Annotated in this window: 11 protein-coding genes; 2 read left to right on the top strand and 9 right to left on the bottom strand. The window is 63.9% G+C overall.

Features of this window, described 5'->3' with window-relative positions; translation table 11 throughout:
- Window positions 1–193 precede the first annotated feature (193 nt).
- The 3 genes from rpe to NLY36_RS18295 all read right to left on the bottom strand — a co-directional run bounded on the left by rpe (window position 194) and on the right by NLY36_RS18295 (window position 7299).
- The gene (gene rpe / locus NLY36_RS18305; RefSeq protein WP_023736228.1) at window positions 194–871 is read right to left on the bottom strand and encodes a ribulose-phosphate 3-epimerase; all 678 of its coding nucleotides are present in this window, start codon (window positions 869–871) and stop codon (window positions 194–196) included.
- Window positions 872–1175: 304 nt separating this feature from the next.
- Window positions 1176–5033: a DUF7929 domain-containing protein gene (locus NLY36_RS18300; RefSeq protein ID WP_023736229.1), complete on the bottom strand. Its 3858-nt coding sequence runs from the start codon at window positions 5031–5033 to the stop codon at window positions 1176–1178.
- A 10-nt stretch (window positions 5034–5043) separates the two neighbouring features.
- Window positions 5044–7299: a hypothetical protein gene (locus NLY36_RS18295; protein ID WP_031193739.1), complete on the bottom strand. Its 2256-nt coding sequence runs from the start codon at window positions 7297–7299 to the stop codon at window positions 5044–5046.
- A 202-nt stretch (window positions 7300–7501) separates the two neighbouring features.
- On the opposite strand from NLY36_RS18295, the gene NLY36_RS18290 reads away from it, so the two are divergent.
- Both NLY36_RS18290 and NLY36_RS18285 read left to right on the top strand, forming a co-directional pair.
- On the top strand, window positions 7502–9094 hold the full coding sequence (locus tag NLY36_RS18290) for an ABC transporter substrate-binding protein (RefSeq protein ID WP_023736231.1): 1593 nt from the start codon (window positions 7502–7504) through the stop codon (window positions 9092–9094).
- A 6-nt stretch (window positions 9095–9100) separates the two neighbouring features.
- Window positions 9101–9964 carry a hypothetical protein gene (locus NLY36_RS18285; RefSeq protein WP_023736232.1) on the top strand — a complete coding sequence of 288 codons (864 nt, stop codon included), beginning with the start codon at window positions 9101–9103 and terminating at the stop codon, window positions 9962–9964.
- Window positions 9965–9970: 6 nt separating this feature from the next.
- On the opposite strand, the gene NLY36_RS18280 is transcribed toward NLY36_RS18285, so the two are convergent.
- The 6 genes from NLY36_RS18280 to NLY36_RS18255 form a co-directional block, all read right to left on the bottom strand.
- Window positions 9971–10906: an alpha/beta hydrolase gene (locus tag NLY36_RS18280; RefSeq protein WP_023736233.1), complete on the bottom strand. Its 936-nt coding sequence runs from the start codon at window positions 10904–10906 to the stop codon at window positions 9971–9973.
- A 123-nt stretch (window positions 10907–11029) separates the two neighbouring features.
- A complete protein-coding gene (locus NLY36_RS18275) occupies window positions 11030–11812 on the bottom strand; it encodes a carnitinyl-CoA dehydratase (RefSeq protein WP_023736234.1) in 783 nt (260 codons plus the stop codon).
- Complete coding sequence (locus NLY36_RS18270; RefSeq protein WP_023736235.1) at window positions 11805–13883, bottom strand: acetate--CoA ligase family protein; 2079 nt, start codon at window positions 13881–13883, stop codon at window positions 11805–11807. The genes NLY36_RS18275 and NLY36_RS18270 overlap by 8 nt, the downstream gene beginning before the upstream one ends.
- 3 nt (window positions 13884–13886) lie before the next feature.
- Window positions 13887–15050, bottom strand: coding sequence for an acyl-CoA dehydrogenase family protein (locus tag NLY36_RS18265; RefSeq protein ID WP_023736236.1), 1164 nt, complete (start codon window positions 15048–15050; stop codon window positions 13887–13889).
- A gap of 5 nt (window positions 15051–15055) precedes the next feature.
- On the bottom strand, window positions 15056–16150 hold the full coding sequence (locus NLY36_RS18260; protein WP_023696920.1) for a carnitine 3-dehydrogenase: 1095 nt from the start codon (window positions 16148–16150) through the stop codon (window positions 15056–15058).
- A 2-nt stretch (window positions 16151–16152) separates the two neighbouring features.
- Window positions 16153–16776, bottom strand: a complete 624-nt coding sequence (locus NLY36_RS18255; RefSeq protein WP_023736237.1) for an HD domain-containing protein — start codon at window positions 16774–16776, stop codon at window positions 16153–16155.
- Window positions 16777–16781: the final 5 nt, after the last annotated feature.

The raw sequence follows: 16781 nt of genomic DNA, 5'->3' as shown, positions 1-16781 counted from the left end.
GCATGCAGATCCCTTCGGCAGTTATCCACTAGATTTATGGGCCAAAACTAGTGCCGGATGCCGCGATCCTGTCGCTTGCCGCGATGCCCTTGCGGCTGCCACCCGTTGACGGCTTTTTGGGAGATCGAAGGATCAGGCAGGGAGATCAGGCCGAGGAGAACCTACCAGCCGGGAACTTGCCCTGGAACTGATGTCAGCCGGCAGCCCGGTCGGCCGCGGTTCGGATGGCTTCTATATTGGCCCGGTAGGCTTCGACGCTGCCGCCCTTGAAGATGGCGGCGCCTGCCACCAGCACATCGGCGCCGGCTGATGTGACCAGGGGGGCGGTTTCCGGCGACACGCCGCCGTCGACCTCGATGCGAATCGGCCGGTTGCCGATCAGCGCTTTCACCCGCTTGACCTTGTCGACCATGGCCGGGATGAAGGCCTGGCCGCCAAAGCCCGGATTGACGGTCATGATCAGGATCAGGTCGAGCCGGTCGAGCACATATTCGATCGCACTTTCCGGCGTCGCCGGATTGAGCGATACGCCGGCCTTCTTGCCGAGACCCTTGATGGTCTGAAGCGAGCGGTCGAGATGCGGTCCGGCCTCGGCATGCACGGTCATGCCGTCGCAGCCGGCATCGGCAAAGGCGGCCAGATAAGGATCGGCCGGCGCAATCATCAAATGGCAGTCGAAAAAGGCCTTGGTGCGGTTGCGGATGGCCTTGATCACCGGCGGGCCGAAGGTGATGTTGGGCACGAAATGCCCGTCCATCACGTCGAGATGGATCCAGTCGGCGCCGGCCGCCGTCACCGCCTCGACCTCGTCGCCGAGCTTCGAGAAATCCGACGCCAGCACCGATGGCGCGATCAGGGTCTTCCTGCTCATGATGCGGCCCCTTTGGGCGCCCTGTTTGCGGGCGCGGCCTTGACGACTGCTAGAGCAATTCCAAGAAAAGTGGGAACGGCTTTCCGTCCGGAATTGCGTGAAAACAAAGAGATAGAGCGGTTCGGCTTTTCCACCAAACGATGAACTGCTCTAGACCATGATCCCGGAAAGGGAAAGTCGGTATTTGCTGCGCCCGGCAGCGGGTTCGGCGAATACCTGGCCGCCCGATCGCCGCAGCGCGCCCAAGGAAAAACCCCGCCGGATCGCTCCGGCGGGGTTCTGAATTTTGACTCGTATCCAGATCCTATGGCTTGAAGTTGGCCGCCGGATCCCTTTGCGGCTGTACCTGCGTCTGCGGCGTGCGCTTCGGTATGAACTGCTGAAGGACACCTGGATTGAGCAACAGGGTCGGATCGAGCGACGGCTGCTGCCGGATCGCCCTGCAGTTCGGGAACCGACCAACGGTGCCTTCGGGGCAGCGCCGCTTGATGATCGGCACGCACTGGCCGCCGACCATCTGCGAGCCCGGGGCGCAGTCTCCCACCTGCGGCCTCGGCTTGCGGCATGCGCCGTCGATCGCCTGGGTGCCGCGCGGGCAAACACACTCGCCGCGCTTGTTGTGCACCTGGCCGCGTATGTCGCACTGTTCCAGCACAGGCTTCTTCTGCCGGCAGGCATTGCCTTGCACCTCGGTACCCCGCGGGCAGACACAATTGCCGTTGGCGTCGTGGACCTGGCCGCGGATCGAGCACTGCTCGGGCTTCGGCCGGATCGGCCGGCAGACCTTGCCCCTGACTTCTGTGCCGTCCGGGCAGACGCAATCGCCATTGGCGTTTTGGATCTGACCACGGATCGAGCATTGTTCAGGCTTTGGCCGGATCGGCCGGCAGGCTCCATTGCGCACCTCTGTCCCACGCGGGCAGACACAATCGCCATCGGCGTCATGAACCTGGCCGCGTATGCCGCACTCCTCGGGCTTCTGCTTGTCGCGCACGCAGGCATTTGCCTGTCGGTCGAGATGCGTACCTTCCGGGCAGTAGCAGCCATTGCCGTCCGACGTCGGGACCGAACCGGGGATGGTGCAGCCAGGCTTGTCGGTCTTGATGCAAGCGCCGTTCTCAAGCTCGGTTCCGCGGGGGCAGACACAGCGTCCATCCTCGGTGCGGATCTGGCCCTTGAGCAGCACGCAGGGCCTTGGATCCTTTGGCTGGATGATGACGCCGCCGTCGGGCGAGCACTGGCCGTTGCGGAACGTCGTGCCTTCCGGACACACGCACCGACCGGCATCGTTCATGACGAACCCCGGCGAGCATTCCTTCTTCACCTCGCGCTTGATGGTGAAGGGATGGCAGGCATAGGCCTTGCCGCGATCGCCCTGGATATTGGTCAGGTCGCCGGGCAGTACGTCGCCGCCGCCTTGCACCCTGGTGTCGGGAGACAAGACCCCGACGCAGTTCCGGCCGCTGACGTTGCCCCGCAGATTGGCCAGGGGAGCGTCGGGAAGGACCACGGTGACCTTGTGCACATGGCTTTCCCCGGCGCCGAGCGTCAGGTTGGCAATGCAGGTCAACGGCAAGGTCGTCGGTTCGGGCGAGCAGCCGAAGGGCGGCTCGATCGAGGTGATCGCGACGCCTTGCAGCCGCCCCAGCCCGTCCACCCCGATCGCATCGCCGATGCGGACCGGACCGGAGAAGGCGGTCTGGCCATCATTGGTGATGGTGATCTCGAACGAGCAGGGTTGCCCGGGCTGGCACTCGGCATCGCCGGTCTTCTTGACGCTGATGGTGGACGTGCCGCCGCCCTTGGCGCAGGCCTGGCCGATAGGGTAGACGATATCGTCTCCAGGGGCCGGGCCATACGAGCCGCGTGCGCAGTTCTCGAACGCGCCATTGGCCGAGACCGTCACGTCGAAGTGCCTCGATGTTCCGGGAGTCATCACGGCGCCGGGAATCTGGCACGACAGCGCATTGGCCGGAACCGCTCCGCAGGCCCATTCCGCACCGTCGGGTGTGACGGTCTGGATCTGGACCGGCGCGCCACCCGATATCAGCGTGGCAGCATCGTTGACCCGCACCGGACCGGTGGGGGCAGAGGTGCCAAGGCTGATGACGGTGATGCGGCAGGAAACCACCGCCGCACCGGCGAGCGAGCCATTGCAGACCTTGGTGATGCGTAGGGTCGGCTTGCCGCCATTGGGATGACGGAAGCGTTCCTTGGCGCAGGCCTTGTTGTTGGTGAGGTCGACCTCACCGGGGACGGGCTTCAGCGCCGCGCAGTTCTCGACCGAATCCGACTGGTAGCCGGCCGGCATGACCGCCCTGACGACGATCGGCGTCGAGGCGCCCGGCATCAGCACGATGCCTGCATTGTCGCAGCGGAACTGGCCGGGACCGTTCGGTCCGCATGTCCAGGGCGGAGACGGGCCGAAGGTCGAAGAGGCCGGCGCGCCGCCCGGGTAATTGTCGACAACCGTCAACGGCCCATTATAGGGGACGCTGCCATTGTTGATGATGTCGATCACGAAGTAGCAGATGCCGTCGGGCGTGCAGACCGGGATGCGGGCACGCTTCTTCAGGATCAAGTCGACCTTCTTGTCGACCGGGGGCCGGCAATCGCGGTCGCGGTCGCCACGCCGGCAGATCGGGATCGAGGCACAGCCGCGATCGTTCTGCTGGCTGCCGAACAGCGGCTTGCCGCTGGCGCCGTAATTATAGGTGGCGCAGTTGCGCAACGCGCTGCCTTGCCAACCACCCGCCGGCTTGAAGCCGAGCTTGAGGTTGATGGAGGCCCCCGGATTGAGCGTGGTCACCGGATAGGTGCACGTCATCGGGGTCACGCCGGGCATGCATACCCAGGGCGGGTTGGGCCCTGAATCCAGAGTCGAGCCGGCCGGCAGCGTCACCTCGTCGAGCACGATCTTGCCGTGATACGGCCCGTCGCCGACATTGGTGACCTTGATGGTGAAGTCGCAGCCGCCGCCCATCGTGCAACGCGTCACGTCGGCGCGTTTCTCGACCTTGAGGTCCGGTTCCTTGTCCTTGGGGGGACATCTCAAGTCACGCGGGATGACGATGTCGATGGTCTGCGTGCAGCATAGTCCCCAACCCTCCTTCGGGCCGGCATAGGTCTCGATGCCGGTGACGATGAGGTGGATGACGTCGCCGGGCGATGCACCGACGATCTTCCAGTTCAGCACACCGCCGCCCGCCGGCACCAATTGCGTGTCGGGGATGATGGTGATGCCTGGGGTCGTCGTCGATACCTGCACCCATTTGCCGCCCATCTCCGGGCCGACAGGCATGTGGTAGATGAACGCGCCGCCGCCTTGCACGCAATCGACCGTGCCGCGCTCCACCTTGAAACATTCCCGGTCGGGAGGCGGAGGCCGCTTGTCACAGTTGGTGAGGTCGATCTTGATCGAGGTCTTGGCCCCGGTCTTGTAGTCGCCGTCGTCGGGCTTGCCCGGATCCTGCGACGGGATGATGGCCCCCGTGCCGACGCCCGGCGTCACCTTGATCATGCCCTGGTTGTCGACGATGGTCGGCGAAGGAAACGCCGCATGGTCGATCTTGGCGGTGATCTTGAAATTGATGACGCGTTCATTGCCAGCCCCAGCGCCGTCGAGATCGGTGGTGGAAATCCGGAAATCGGAAACCGTTGCCGTATCGTTCGGATTAGCCGAGGTGCTGATTGTCGCACCCGGCAGCGGTCCGCCAGACGCATCCGTGCCGTCGCCGGACACGTTGACGTTGACGATCGCAAGACCGTGCGGAAGCTGATCCTTGAAGTCGAGTTGGAGTTTCTTCAGCCTGGCCGAAAAGCTTGGGTCGGCAAAGCCTTGCGAGTCGCCGCGCAGGCCAAAGCTCAGGGAGTAGACGACGTAGTCGCAGCTCCTCTGTGTGCCTGTTTTGGTGAAGAACGGCACGATCCGTTCCGGCCTCGGATTGACGATTTTTGAATTGTCGAGGTCGAGCCGCAGTTCCGGAGTGATCGGGACTGCATCTTCGGCGTGGCTTGCCACAGGGGTGAACATGGCGACCGCGATACCGGCCGCCATCAGCCAGCGCGCGCCGCGCCTGGCATATGACAGGGGTTTCATGATGGTCTCCATGACGTTGGATTGACTGCTGTTCGCGGTCGGGGAAAGTGCGAGATTTTTCATCTTCCCCTCCTCAACGTTCGCAGCTGACGGCTGGGGTTCTGAGCGGCAAAGTCATCTTGCAGCAAGGGTAGTAGCCACCCTTGTCCTTGTCGGACTGCCTGTAGAAGCAAAGTCCAACATCGACTCTGTCGCCCGGAGAATGGCCGGTGATGTCGACCGTGTAAGGCTTACCGGGAGCATGCGACTGGGGTGATGTCACCCCGACGCCTGGTGTCATGGACTGGACCTTGATCGAATCGCCGCCAAAGCCGGCATGGTCATGGAGATAGAGGTCGGCCTGGAGGCCGCGAGGCGTGCAGTAGAACTGAACATCCTCGACATCGATGCACGGAGGCAGATCGCCGGGCGGTGGGAAGCCCGGCGGATAGAACGGCGGCAGATAACCGCCTGGGATCTCTTCATAATAGCCGGCACGGCCGTCGCAGGGGTGCCAGACCTCGACGTCGCCGACATGGCCTTCCACTTCTGGGTCTTCGAAATAGCCGTCGAAGTCGACGAACCACGAGCCGAAAGGCGGCACGTTGGCCGGCTTGACCAACGGCGTCGGCGTGATCTGCACGCCGTGCACGGCAAGCGGCCCGCCGGCGGCGAGCTGGTCGGCAAGTGTCGGGTTGTCGCGCAGCTTGTCGCCGGTGTTGACCAGCGTGTCGGTGCACACGCCGGTGTCGAGATTGCCGTCGGCGTCATAGCCATATTGCAGGTCGAGCCCACCGGCCGACTGCCGGTTGCCTTGCGGGAAGCCGACTGCATATTCCTGCGGCTCTTCCACCCAGACCGATTCCGTCGCCGGATCGTCCGGGTTTTCGCGCCAGTAGCGGATGACCTCGCCCTTGCCGGAATCGGCGAACTGGCTGTAATCGTAGCGATTCTCGACCGGGCCGCGCTGCGCCAGATACATGAAGCCCTGGTTGTCGAAGGCGATGTCGGTGACGGCGTAGTCCTTGTCGGCCTTGACCGTCAGCTCCCAGCGCGGATCACCGGCAAAGCTGCCATCGCGGGCAATGCCAACCGACCAGATCTCGGCCTTTTCGCCGACCGAATAATAGAGCCGGCCGCCATGATAGGCGACGGACCAGACGCGGCGTTCGTCCTGCGTGTAGCCCCATGTGTCGGGGTCTTCCGAGTCGAAGGCAGCACCCTGTATGTCCATCACCGCACCGTCATCGGCGACGGGAGCCAGCCCATGCGCCGGCCGCCCGGCAACGCCGTGATCGAATGTGTCGATCAGCGTGCCGTTGGCATCGAGGCGGTGGATGAGGCCGGTGTCGAGATCGCTGGCGAAGAACTCGCGGTGATTGCTGTCGAAGCTGATGTCGCCGATGCCGGAACCGCTGTTGGTGTCAATGTCGGCGAATTTGGAGACCGCGCCGGTGATGCCGTCGATCTTCCAGATCGTGCCCGGACCGCCACCGCTTTCGGTGCCGAACTGGCCGTCCATGAAGACGGCGCCTGCGGTTCCGCGGCGCTGTCGCTCGGGCCGACCGTCGGCATCTTCGTCCGGGGTGACGATACGGATGCCGTGCAGCGAGGTAGCGCCGGCATAGAGGTTGGGGACGCCCGAGGGAACGCCGTCGCGCACACCGTCATCATAGGTGATGGCGAATACCTGGCCGATCTGTTCGGCCGTCACCTCGAAAGGCGGCGGCGTGTAGACGAGCTGGCCGGAAGCCGGTCCGCCGAGCGCCGAAACGTCGAAGACGCGCAAGGTGGCGCGCGTCGTGTCGATGAAGGTTTCGTCGACCGGGTCGACGCCGGGCGGCAGCCCCCCCCTTTCGGAATCGGCAGAGTCGAAATTGGGAATGACGGTGCCGGAAAATCCAGTGACCGCCATCGAGCCGGGATAGATGATCTGGGTTTCCTGCGCTTGGGCGGCTGTGCCCAACCAGAGCGCGGCGCTCAGCGCCAGGGCAAGCAAACCGCCGGCCAGATGGAGCGAACGGCGCAAACCGCCGCTTGGAGACGACATGGACGCGCCGCGATCGCAGGACATAAAACTCCCCCCGAAGTTTTCGGGAGGAACATCCGGTCCGGCCGCGCGAAACAGGGCAAGGCGCGGCGTTCCGGCACGTTCGTCCCTGATCGAATTGTCTGCTTTCCTCATCTTCACGATACGCCTGCTCCTGCGCAGGGTCAACGGAATCAGCCGAAAGCCCAGCGCATCGACTCCATCCCGAAGGCGGTGGTCTCGCTGAGCTTGCGTTGGTCCCGGAGACCGTGGAGCCTCTGGGGTCCTGGTCATGGGGGCATCCTTTCCGGCCCGCACCATGCGGCGCCTGGTCGTCAGTCGCAGGCTGAAGCGGAAAGGTTCATGCAAAACGGCGGCCGGGTCTGTCCGCCATTTCACAGAGGCGCGGCTAATTCCTTGTGTCAACTCAAGGTGGAAAACAGTCTTGGCGCGCGAAAGACCGGCCGGCTTACTTACCGTCAGTGCCGGCTTCTGCTAGCGTCTTCCCAACCCTGGGGGGATCATGACACGCAGGCACTTCGTTCTGTTCCTGGCGGCGCTTTTTCCATGTGCGTTGCCGGTCCATCAATCCGTGGCCAAGACCTTGATCTACTGCACCGAGGTCAGTCCGGACACGTTTGATCCCGCACTCGCCTCCGGCGCCCGCGACGCCTCGGCCACCGCTCTCTACAACCGCATGGTCGAGTTCGAGCCCGGCACCACGAAGGTACGCCCCGGCCTTGCCGAAAGCTGGGAGATTTCCGACGACGGCCTCACCTACACATTCCACCTGCGGCACGGTGTGAAATTCCACAGCGTCGAGGGCTTTACGCCGAGCCGCGACTTCGACGCCGACGACGTGCTGTTCACCTTCGACCGTCAGGCCAACGCTCAGAACCCGTTCAACAATTATGCCAAACGCCAGTACATTTACTTCGACGGCATCGGCATGCCGGATCTTGTCGCCGGCTGGCGCAAGCTTGACGACCATACCGTCGTGATGACGCTGAAGGCGCCGCATTCGCCGATGCTTGCCGACCTGGCGATGGATTTCGCTTCGGTCGTTTCCAGGGAATATGCCGATAAGCTCGTCGCCGAGAAGCGGCTGCTCGACCTGGCGCTGAAGCCGGTCGGGACGGGTCCGTTCCAGCTTGTCGACTACCAGCAGGATGCGGTCATCCGTTACAAGGCCAATCCGGACTACTGGCGCGGCAAGCCGAAGATCGACGATCTCGTCTTCGCCATCACCGCCGATGCCAGCATTCGCATGGAAAAGCTGCGCGCCGGCGAATGCGACCTGATGCCCTATCCAAATCCGGCCGACCTGGAGGCGATCAAGGCGACACCCGGCATCAAGGTCATGCGGCAGGAGGGCCTCAATACAGGATACCTCGCCTTCAACACTTTGCAGAAGCCCTTCGACGATCCAAAGGTGAGGAAGGCGATCGCCATGGCCATCGACACCCAGGCGCTGGTCGACGTCGTGTTCCGCGGCACCGGTGAAGTCGCACGCAATCCGCTGCCGCCGACGTCCTGGGCCTATGACAAGACGAGCCCCGATCATGTCTTCGATCCCGCTGCCGGCAGGCAGGGGCTCGCCGATGCAGGCATCAAGGACCTGCACATGAAGATCTGGGCGATGCCGGTGCAGCGTCCGTATAACCCGAATGCGCAGCGTATGGCCGAAATGATCCAGTCCGACCTGGCAAAGATCGGTGTCACCGTGGAAGTCGTGACGTATGAGTGGACTGAATACCTTGCCCGCTCGAAGTCACGCGACCGCGATGGCGCCATGCTGTTCGGCTTCACCGGCGACAATGGCGACCCCGACAATTTCCTGTCGGTGCCGCTTGGCTGTGCCGGCGTCGGCACCACCAATCGTGCCAACTGGTGTTTTCCGGCCTTCGACGATCTGCTCAAGCAGGCAGCCGGGATCGTCGATCCCGCTGCCCGCGCAAAACTCTATTCGCAGGCGCAAACGATCTTCAGGGAGCAGATGCCGTGGGTCACTATCGCCCACTCCGTGGTCTCGATGCCGATGCGCGAACAGGTGACGGGCTATGTCATGGACCCCTTTGATCACCATGATTTCTCGGGCGTCGATATCAAGGAATAGCGTTCGGTGTCTGCCGCCGATCTCGATGTCTATGTAGAGAGCCTGCGCAATTTCCGACTGGTGCGGAGCTATAGCATCGCGCAGTTGCTGTCTTACCTGGAACAGGCTGGATTGAAAGTGCGCCTGCTCGACCGGCCAGCCGGCCGAGATCGGGCCCCGGTGGCCTTTCTGCATGTCGACCTGACAGTCGTGCCGCCAACGTACCGCGGGCTCGGCCACCTCTACGACCGCACCATCAATGGCCGCGCGCTGTCCATCCACCGGCACCTTTATTCGACACTGAAGCTGGAGGCAGGCGACAGCCACGAGGGGCCGGTTGTCGTCAAGACGGTCCTCAACTCCAGGGGCCGACCAGAGCAGCGCTGGTGGCAGCATCGCAACGGCCTGACCAGGAGCGCGCATGCCATCCGCAAGCTCTTCGAACCCGGCTACAAGGACCGCCTGTGCCCGCCCTATAAGGTCTACCAGACGATCGGCGAGGTTCCGCGGGATGTATGGCGCAACAATCGCCTGATGGTGGAAAAGTTCGCTTTCGATACGCTCGACCTGCCCATCGTCAAGCACCGCTACATGTTCCTGCTCGGTGCCGAGGTCAACATGCGGCAGGTCTACGACGATGTGTTGTGCGCCGGCTCAAAAATCCTAAGCAATGAGGTGGGCGGCGCCGTGCCACCGGAAGTGCTGGCGGTGCGGCAGCGGCTCAACCTGGACTTCGGCGCCATCGACTATTTCATTGTCGATGGCAAAGGCGTTGTCGTGGATGCCAACAAGACCGTCGGCTCAAACCCTGAATGGCTGAAGAAGAATCGCTTTCGTCAGGAATTCAACGATCGCATGGCTGAGGAACTGATCGCCTTTGTCCGCGGTTGAGCCGGATCACCAGATCCAGTCGCCCTTGCCCAGCACCGACACCGCTTCGACGATACGGTTGAAGCTGGCGCGGGCCCGGCCGACCGTGTGCCTGGCCCGGAGATAGCCGTGCACCAGTCCCGGCTCCTCGAACCAGGCGGCATGGCCGCCGGCAGCGAGGACGCGGTCGCGATAGGCCTCGCCGTCCGACGACAGCGGGTCGCATTGCGCGGTGATCAGCACTGTCGGTGGCAGGCCGATGAAATCTGCGTCGGCCAGTGGATACAAAGTGATGTCGCCGGTCCCATTGAGGCCGCCGGTGCGGACATCCCTGTAGAAGTCGAGATCGCGCACCGTCAGCATCGGCGCTTCCGCATGCGTCAAATAGGAGCCTTGCGAACGGTCGCCGCCGAGGCCGGGATAGATCAGCACCTGGCCGATCGACTTTTTGGTATGGCTGCGCGTCGCGTGGGCGAGAGCCGCGCAGAGATTGCCGCCGGCGCTGTCGCCGCAGAGCAAAATAGGGCAGTCGTAGTTTGAGGCCGCCCATTCGAAGGCATGCAGCGCATCGTCGAAGGCGGCCGGGTGCAGATGCTCCGGCGCCAGCCGGTAGCCGATGGAGACCACTTCGAAGCCGGTCCGGGCGCACAGCTCGGCGCAGACATCGTCATGGCTGTCCAGCCCACCGAGGATGAAGCCGCCGCCATGGATGTAAAGCACCATCGCGGCATGGCCCGGTGTCGTGCTGCGATAAATGCGGATCGGGATGTCGTGGGCGGCAATGATTGTCGTTTCCGCCGTCACGCCATCGGGATAGCCGGCAAAAAACTCGCGGCACATCCTGTCATAGATCGCACGCTGCTGGGCGATGGTGTAGTCGATCGTGTCGGGAGGATAGTAGGAGTTGGTCTTCTCGATGAAGGCCCAGGTCTCGGCGTCGATGAGGGTTTTGTAGTCGGTCATGCAGCTCCTTTACCTCCCCCTTGATGGGGGAGGTCGCCGCGAAGCGGCGGGTGGGGGTGGTGGCGCATCACCCCACCCCGGACCTTCGGTCCGACCCTCCCCATCGAGGGGAGGGTAAAGAGGCTACTTCCCCTTCCACACCGGGTCGCGCTTTTCCGCAAAAGCCCGGAACCCTTCCATATTGTCCTCCGAGCCATAAAGCGCATCGACCGTCGCCAATTGCCGGCGCGTCACGCGGTTCATCGCGTCCTGGAAGGTCAGCGCCTCGGCCACCCGCGCCGTCTCCTTGATCGCGGCAAACACCAGTGGCGGACCGCCGGCGAGCAGCCGGGCGATCTCCCAGACGCGCTCCTCGAGCTTGTCCTTGGGCAGCACTTCGTTGACCAGGCCCCAGCGATGCGCTTCCGCCACATCCATCCAGCGGCCGGTGAGCAGAAGGTCCATGGCGACATGGTAGGGAATGCGCTTGGGCAGCTTGATCGTCGCGGCATCAGCCAGCGTGCCGGCGCGGATTTCGGGCAGGGCGAAGGAGGAATGGTCGGAGGCGAAAATGAGGTCGCAGGACAGCGCCAGCTCGAAGCCGCCGCCCACCGCCATGCCGTTGACGCAGGCAATGATCGGCTTGTTCATGTCGCGCAGCTCCTGCAGGCCGGCAAAACCGCCGACGCCATAGTCGCCGTCGACCGCATCGCCACCGGCTGCTGCCTTCAAATCCCAGCCGGCGCAGAAGAACTTGTCGCCGGCGGTCTTGACGATGGCGACGCGCAGTTCCGGATCGTCGCGGAACGCCTTGAAGGTCTCGCCCATCAGCCGCGACGTTTTCAGGTCGATGGCGTTGGCCTTGGGCCGGTCGAGCGTGACCTCGAGGATGGTGCCTTCGCGGCGAGTTGAAATGACGTCAGACATTCTTCTTCTCTCCCAGCACCAGCAGCGCGTCGGCAATCCAGGCGCCCTTGCCCTCGGCGCAGACGATCAGCGGGTTGATGTCGAGTTCCTCGATCTCTCCGGCATTCGTCTGCACGAAGCCGGCAATGCCGGCGATGGCGTCGATGGCAGCCCCGACATCGGCCTTGGGCCGGCCACGATAGCCGTCGAGCAGCGGAAACAGTTTGAGGCCACGCAGGGCGGCCTCGATGTCGTCGCGCGTCGCCGGCAGCATGAGCGTAACGCTGTCGCGCAACAGCTCGACCAACACGCCGCCGGTGCCCAGTGTCATGACCGCGCCGAACATCGGATCGCGGGTGAAGCCGACGATCAACTCGGCAACGCCGTCGCGCACCATGCGTTCGACATAGAGGCCGGTGCCGAGCGGCAGCAGATCATGCGCGGCCGTGCTGACCGATTCGGCGTCCTTGAGATTGAGCCTGACAGCGCCGACCTCGGATTTGTGGGTGACGCCGAGCGCCTTCAGCGCCACCGGGAAGCCGAGCGCCATGGATGAGATGACGGCCTCGACAGCGTTAGCGGCACGTTCTGCCTTCGGCACCGGCAAGCCGGCCTTGATCAGCCGCGCCTTGGCTTCGGCCTCGTCAGGGGTGACATGATCGCCGCCGGCAGCACCGGCAGCCGATGTGTCGATCGGCTGCGCCTGCGGCTCGGCCCAGGCCCAGCCGATGAAGGCTGCCGCGCCTGCGGCGTCCATGGCCTCGGAAATGCCGAACAACGGCACCATGCCGCGCGCCATCAGTTCGGCGGTATATTCCTCCGGCAGGTTCTCCGGCAGCGAGGAGACGATCGCACCATGCGCCTTGTTGGTCTTCAGCGCCGATTCGAAGGCGCGCAGCGTCGCCCACCAGTCGGTGACCGAGCAGCGGTCGGGGCGCGGGAAATCGAGCACCAGCATGTTGAGGTCGAAACCGCCCGACACCATGGCGGTGAAGGTGGCGGTCATCGCCGGTTCGTTGTTCCAGATGAAGGTGTGATAGTCCAACGGGTTGGCGACCGCGACCAGCGGCCCGAGCGTCGATTTGACATGGGCGCGGTGCTTGCTGGTGAGCTCCGGGAAATTGACCCAGCGGCCTTCGGCGCTGTCGGCCATGACAGAGGCTTCGCCGCCCGAGCAGCTCATCGATGACAGTCGATAGCCGGGCAGTGGTCCTGTGACATGCAGAAGCTTCAGCGCCTCGATAAAGGCGGGGATGGAATCGACGCGGGCAATGCCGAGCCGCCGCAGGAAAGCGCCCGAGGCAGCGTCCGAGCCAGCCAGCGATGCCGTGTGCGAGACCGTCGCCTGCCGCGCCTGTTCGGACCGGCCGACCTTCATGGCGATGATCGGCTTCTTCAGTTCGCGCGCCCGCGCCGCCAGCTTCTCGAAGCCTGCTACCGAATCGAAGGCTTCGATGTGCAGGCCGAGCGAGGTGACGCGCTCGTCCTCGATCAGGCCGAGCGCCATTTCGGAGAGGCCGGTCTGCGCCTGGTTGCCGGCGGTCATCAGGAAGGCGATCGGCAGGCCGCGCTTCTGCATCGTCATGTTGATGGCGATGTTGGAGGACTGGGTGATGATGGCGACGCCCTTGGCGCCTTCGGGCAGCCTGATGCCGCCATGCTGGTCGGGCCATAGCAGCGCGCCATCGGCATAGTTGATCAGGCCGTAGCAGTTCGGCCCGATGATCGGCATCTGGCCCGCGGCAGCCACCAGTTCGGCCTGCAGCCGCTCGCCGTCATCGTCATAGGCCTCGGTCTCAAGAAAGCCCGCGGCAAAACAGACGGCGCCGCCGGCGCCACGCTTGGCCAGCGCCTTGATCACCTCGATGGTGAGATGCCGGTTTACGCCGACAAAGGCGGCGTCGGGCGCCCCGGGCAATTCGGCGACCGAGCGATAGGCCTTGCGGCCGGCGACCTCGTCCTTGTTCGGATGCACCGGCCAGATTTCGCCGACAAAGCCCATCTTGATCGATTGGGCGACGACGGCGGCGGCCTGGGCCCCGCCGAACACCGCGATGGATTTTGGGCGCAACAGACGCTCAAGCTTGTGCATGGGTTATGCCCCGAACGGGCGCAGCAGCGCCCGCGAAATGATGTGGCGCTGGATTTCCGATGTCCCTTCCCAGATGCGCTCGACGCGGGCGTCGCGCCAGATGCGTTCCAACGGCAGGTCGTCCATCAGCCCCATGCCACCATGGATCTGGACGGCTTCGTCGGCAACGAAGGCGAGCATTTCGGTAGCCTTCAGCTTCGCCATGGCCATGTCCTGATCGGTGACGGTGCCCTGATCGTACTTCCAGCCGGCTTCGAACACCATCAGGTCCGCCGCCTTCAATTCGGTCGCCATGTCGGCGAGTTTGAACGACACGCCCTGGAACTTGCCAATCTGCTGGCCGAACTGCTGGCGCTGCGCCGAATATTCGATGGCATGACCGAGCGCCCGCTCGGCGCGGCCGAGGCAGGTGGCGCCGACCTGCAGGCGCGTGGCGCCGAGCCAGGAATTAGCGACGTCGAAACCCTTGTGCACTTCGCCGAGAACTTGGGCTCCCGGCAGGCGGCAATCGTCGAATTCGAGGATGGCATTGGTGTAGCCGCGATGCGAGACGTTGCGGTAGCCGTCGCGCACGGTGAACCCCCTGGTGCCCTTGTCGACGAAGAAGGCGGTGATCTTCTTGCGCTTGCCGCGCGGCGTTTCTTCCTCGCCCGAAGCCATAAAACAAATCGCGAAATCGGCGAGATCGGCATGGGAGATGAAATGCTTGGTGCCGTTAAGGACCCAGTCGTCGCCGTCCTGCACCGCGGTCGCCTTCATGCCTCGCAGGTCGGAGCCGGCGCCGGGCTCGGTCATCGCCAGGCAGTCCCACTTCTCGCCGCGGATGCACGGGAACAGGTACTTTTCGCGCTGCTCGGGCGTGCCGGCGAGCAGGATGTTGGAGGGGCGCGCGACGCAGGTCCAGTGCAGCGCATAGTTGGCGCGGCCGAGTTCCTTCTCGTAGAGCAGCCAAGTCACCGTATCGAGGCCGGCGCCACCGACATCGGCCGGCATGTTGGCCGCATAGAGCCCCGCTTCGATTGCCTTGACCTTGATCTCCTCGATCAGCTCGCGGCGCAGCACGCCGGTGCGCTCGACCTCGCGTTCATGCGGGTAAAGCTCGTTCTCGACGAAAGCGCGCGTCGTCTCGACAATGAGCTTCTGTTCCTCCGACAGCCCGAAATCCATGGTCTTCAGCCCTTCTTCTTTTTCTTCGGTTTTTCCGCCTTCTTTACCGGCTTGGATGCCTTGGACTTCTCGGCGGCCCTGGATGCGGCCGGCTTCTTCGCCGCCAGCTTGGCCAATTGCCTGGTATAGTCCTTGTGCAAGGCGCCGGCGCCCCAGCCCTTGCCTTTGTTCTGTTTCGACAGAGCATCCATAATCGCGACCAGATTGTCGTCGCGGATCTTTTCCAGCTCACGGATCGACAGGCCATGCGCCTGGTCGTCCGACTGGGTGGCGATCAGATCAACCAGCTCGTCGTTGAACTCCGGGACGTCCATCAGCTTGGTCCACGGCCATTTCAGGCACGGCCCGAACTGCGCCATAAAGTGGCGCATGCCGGCCTCGCCGCCGGCGACGCGGTAGACCTGGAACATGCCCATCTGAGCCCAGCGCAGGCCGAAGCCATAGCGCATGATGTCGTCGAGTTCCTCGACCGTGCAGATGCCGTCCTTGATCAGCCACAGCGCCTCGCGCCACGCCGCCTCCAGCAGGCGGTCGCCGACAAAGGCCTCGATCTCCTTACGGATCACCACCGGCTTCATGCCGATCGAGGCATAGATTTCCTTGGCAACCTCGATCGCTTCGGGGAACGTCTGCTCGCCGCCGACGATCTCGACCAGCGGCAGCAGGTAGACCGGGTTGAAGGGATGTCCGACAACCAGACGCTCCGGATGCTTCTTCATCGCGACCTGCATGTCGGTCGGCTTGATGCCGGAGGTAGACGAGCCGACTATGGCGTTCGCCGGCGCATAAAGGTCGATCTCGGCCAGCACGCGGTGTTTGAGGTCGAGCCGCTCCGGCACGCTCTCCTGGATGAAATCGGCGTCGGCCACCGCCTCGGCGATGGTCTTGGCAAAGGTCAGTCTGCCTTCCCTGGGCAGGCCGCCTGGAACCATCTGCTTGTAGGCGCGGCGCGCGCCCTTCATCACTTCCGAGACCTTGCGCGATGCCTCCGGATCGGGATCGAAGATCGACACGTCGATGCCGTTGAGCAGCAGCCGCGCCACCCAGCCGGCGCCAATGACACCGCCGCCAATGGCGGCTGCCTTGTTGATGATGCTCATGGTCAGGCTCCGGTTCTTGTCTTGGCGGTTTCGGGGTCGATGAGAGGCACGCGCTCGCCGGAGCGGATCACGGAGGGGTCGTAGGCCTTGCGGGCGAAGACTTCGAGCACGAAGGGCCAGAAGAATTCGATCGGCAGCGTGTCGTAGTCCGGGTCGAAGCTCGACTGGTCCCAGCGTTCGCAAAACTGGTCGCAATCGTCGAAATAGGCATGGCCGGCGAAGCGGTCGCGAGCATGGCGGTTGCCGCCGAGATGATGCGCGTAATAGAGCCGCTGGAAGTCGCCATGCTTTTCCACCACCCAGGTGCATTGCTCGCGCACGAAAGGTTTCAGGATCGAGGCGGCGTATTCGTCGTGATTGTACGGTGCGTAGATGTCGCCGATGTCGTGCAGCAGCGCGCAGGCGATCCAGTCGGTGTCGGCGCCGTCGCGCCAGGCACGAGTCGCCGCCTGCAGCGAATGGCCGAGCCGGGTGATCTTGTAGCCGGACAGGCCTTCGTCGAGCTGCACCAAAGCGTCGAGCAGCCGCTCGCCGGTCTTGGCGGCATAGTCGATCTCATGGGCGGTTAGGAACTCGTAGTCTTGCCTGTCGCCATCCTTCATCGCGGTGAATTTGACGGTAGCCATCGTCA

It is taken from the genome of Mesorhizobium sp. C399B (genome assembly GCF_030323185.1).
GTDB lineage: Bacteria > Pseudomonadota > Alphaproteobacteria > Rhizobiales > Rhizobiaceae > Mesorhizobium.
This window is presented reverse-complemented; position numbering and strand designations above follow the sequence as displayed.

Coding starts and splice junctions, on each gene's coding strand:
- rpe (WP_023736228.1), bottom strand. CDS start 871: ATGAGCAGGAAGACCCTGATCGCGCCATCGGTGCTGGCGTCGGATTTC.
- NLY36_RS18260 (WP_023696920.1), bottom strand. CDS start 16,150: ATGAGCATCATCAACAAGGCAGCCGCCATTGGCGGCGGTGTCATTGGC.
- NLY36_RS18255 (WP_023736237.1), bottom strand. CDS start 16,776: ATGGCTACCGTCAAATTCACCGCGATGAAGGATGGCGACAGGCAAGAC.
- NLY36_RS18295 (WP_031193739.1), bottom strand. CDS start 7,299: ATGGTGCGGGCCGGAAAGGATGCCCCCATGACCAGGACCCCAGAGGCT.
- NLY36_RS18265 (WP_023736236.1), bottom strand. CDS start 15,050: ATGGATTTCGGGCTGTCGGAGGAACAGAAGCTCATTGTCGAGACGACG.
- NLY36_RS18300 (WP_023736229.1), bottom strand. CDS start 5,033: ATGAAAAATCTCGCACTTTCCCCGACCGCGAACAGCAGTCAATCCAAC.
- NLY36_RS18275 (WP_023736234.1), bottom strand. CDS start 11,812: ATGTCTGACGTCATTTCAACTCGCCGCGAAGGCACCATCCTCGAGGTC.
- NLY36_RS18290 (WP_023736231.1), top strand. CDS start 7,502: ATGACACGCAGGCACTTCGTTCTGTTCCTGGCGGCGCTTTTTCCATGT.
- NLY36_RS18270 (WP_023736235.1), bottom strand. CDS start 13,883: ATGCACAAGCTTGAGCGTCTGTTGCGCCCAAAATCCATCGCGGTGTTC.
- NLY36_RS18280 (WP_023736233.1), bottom strand. CDS start 10,906: ATGACCGACTACAAAACCCTCATCGACGCCGAGACCTGGGCCTTCATC.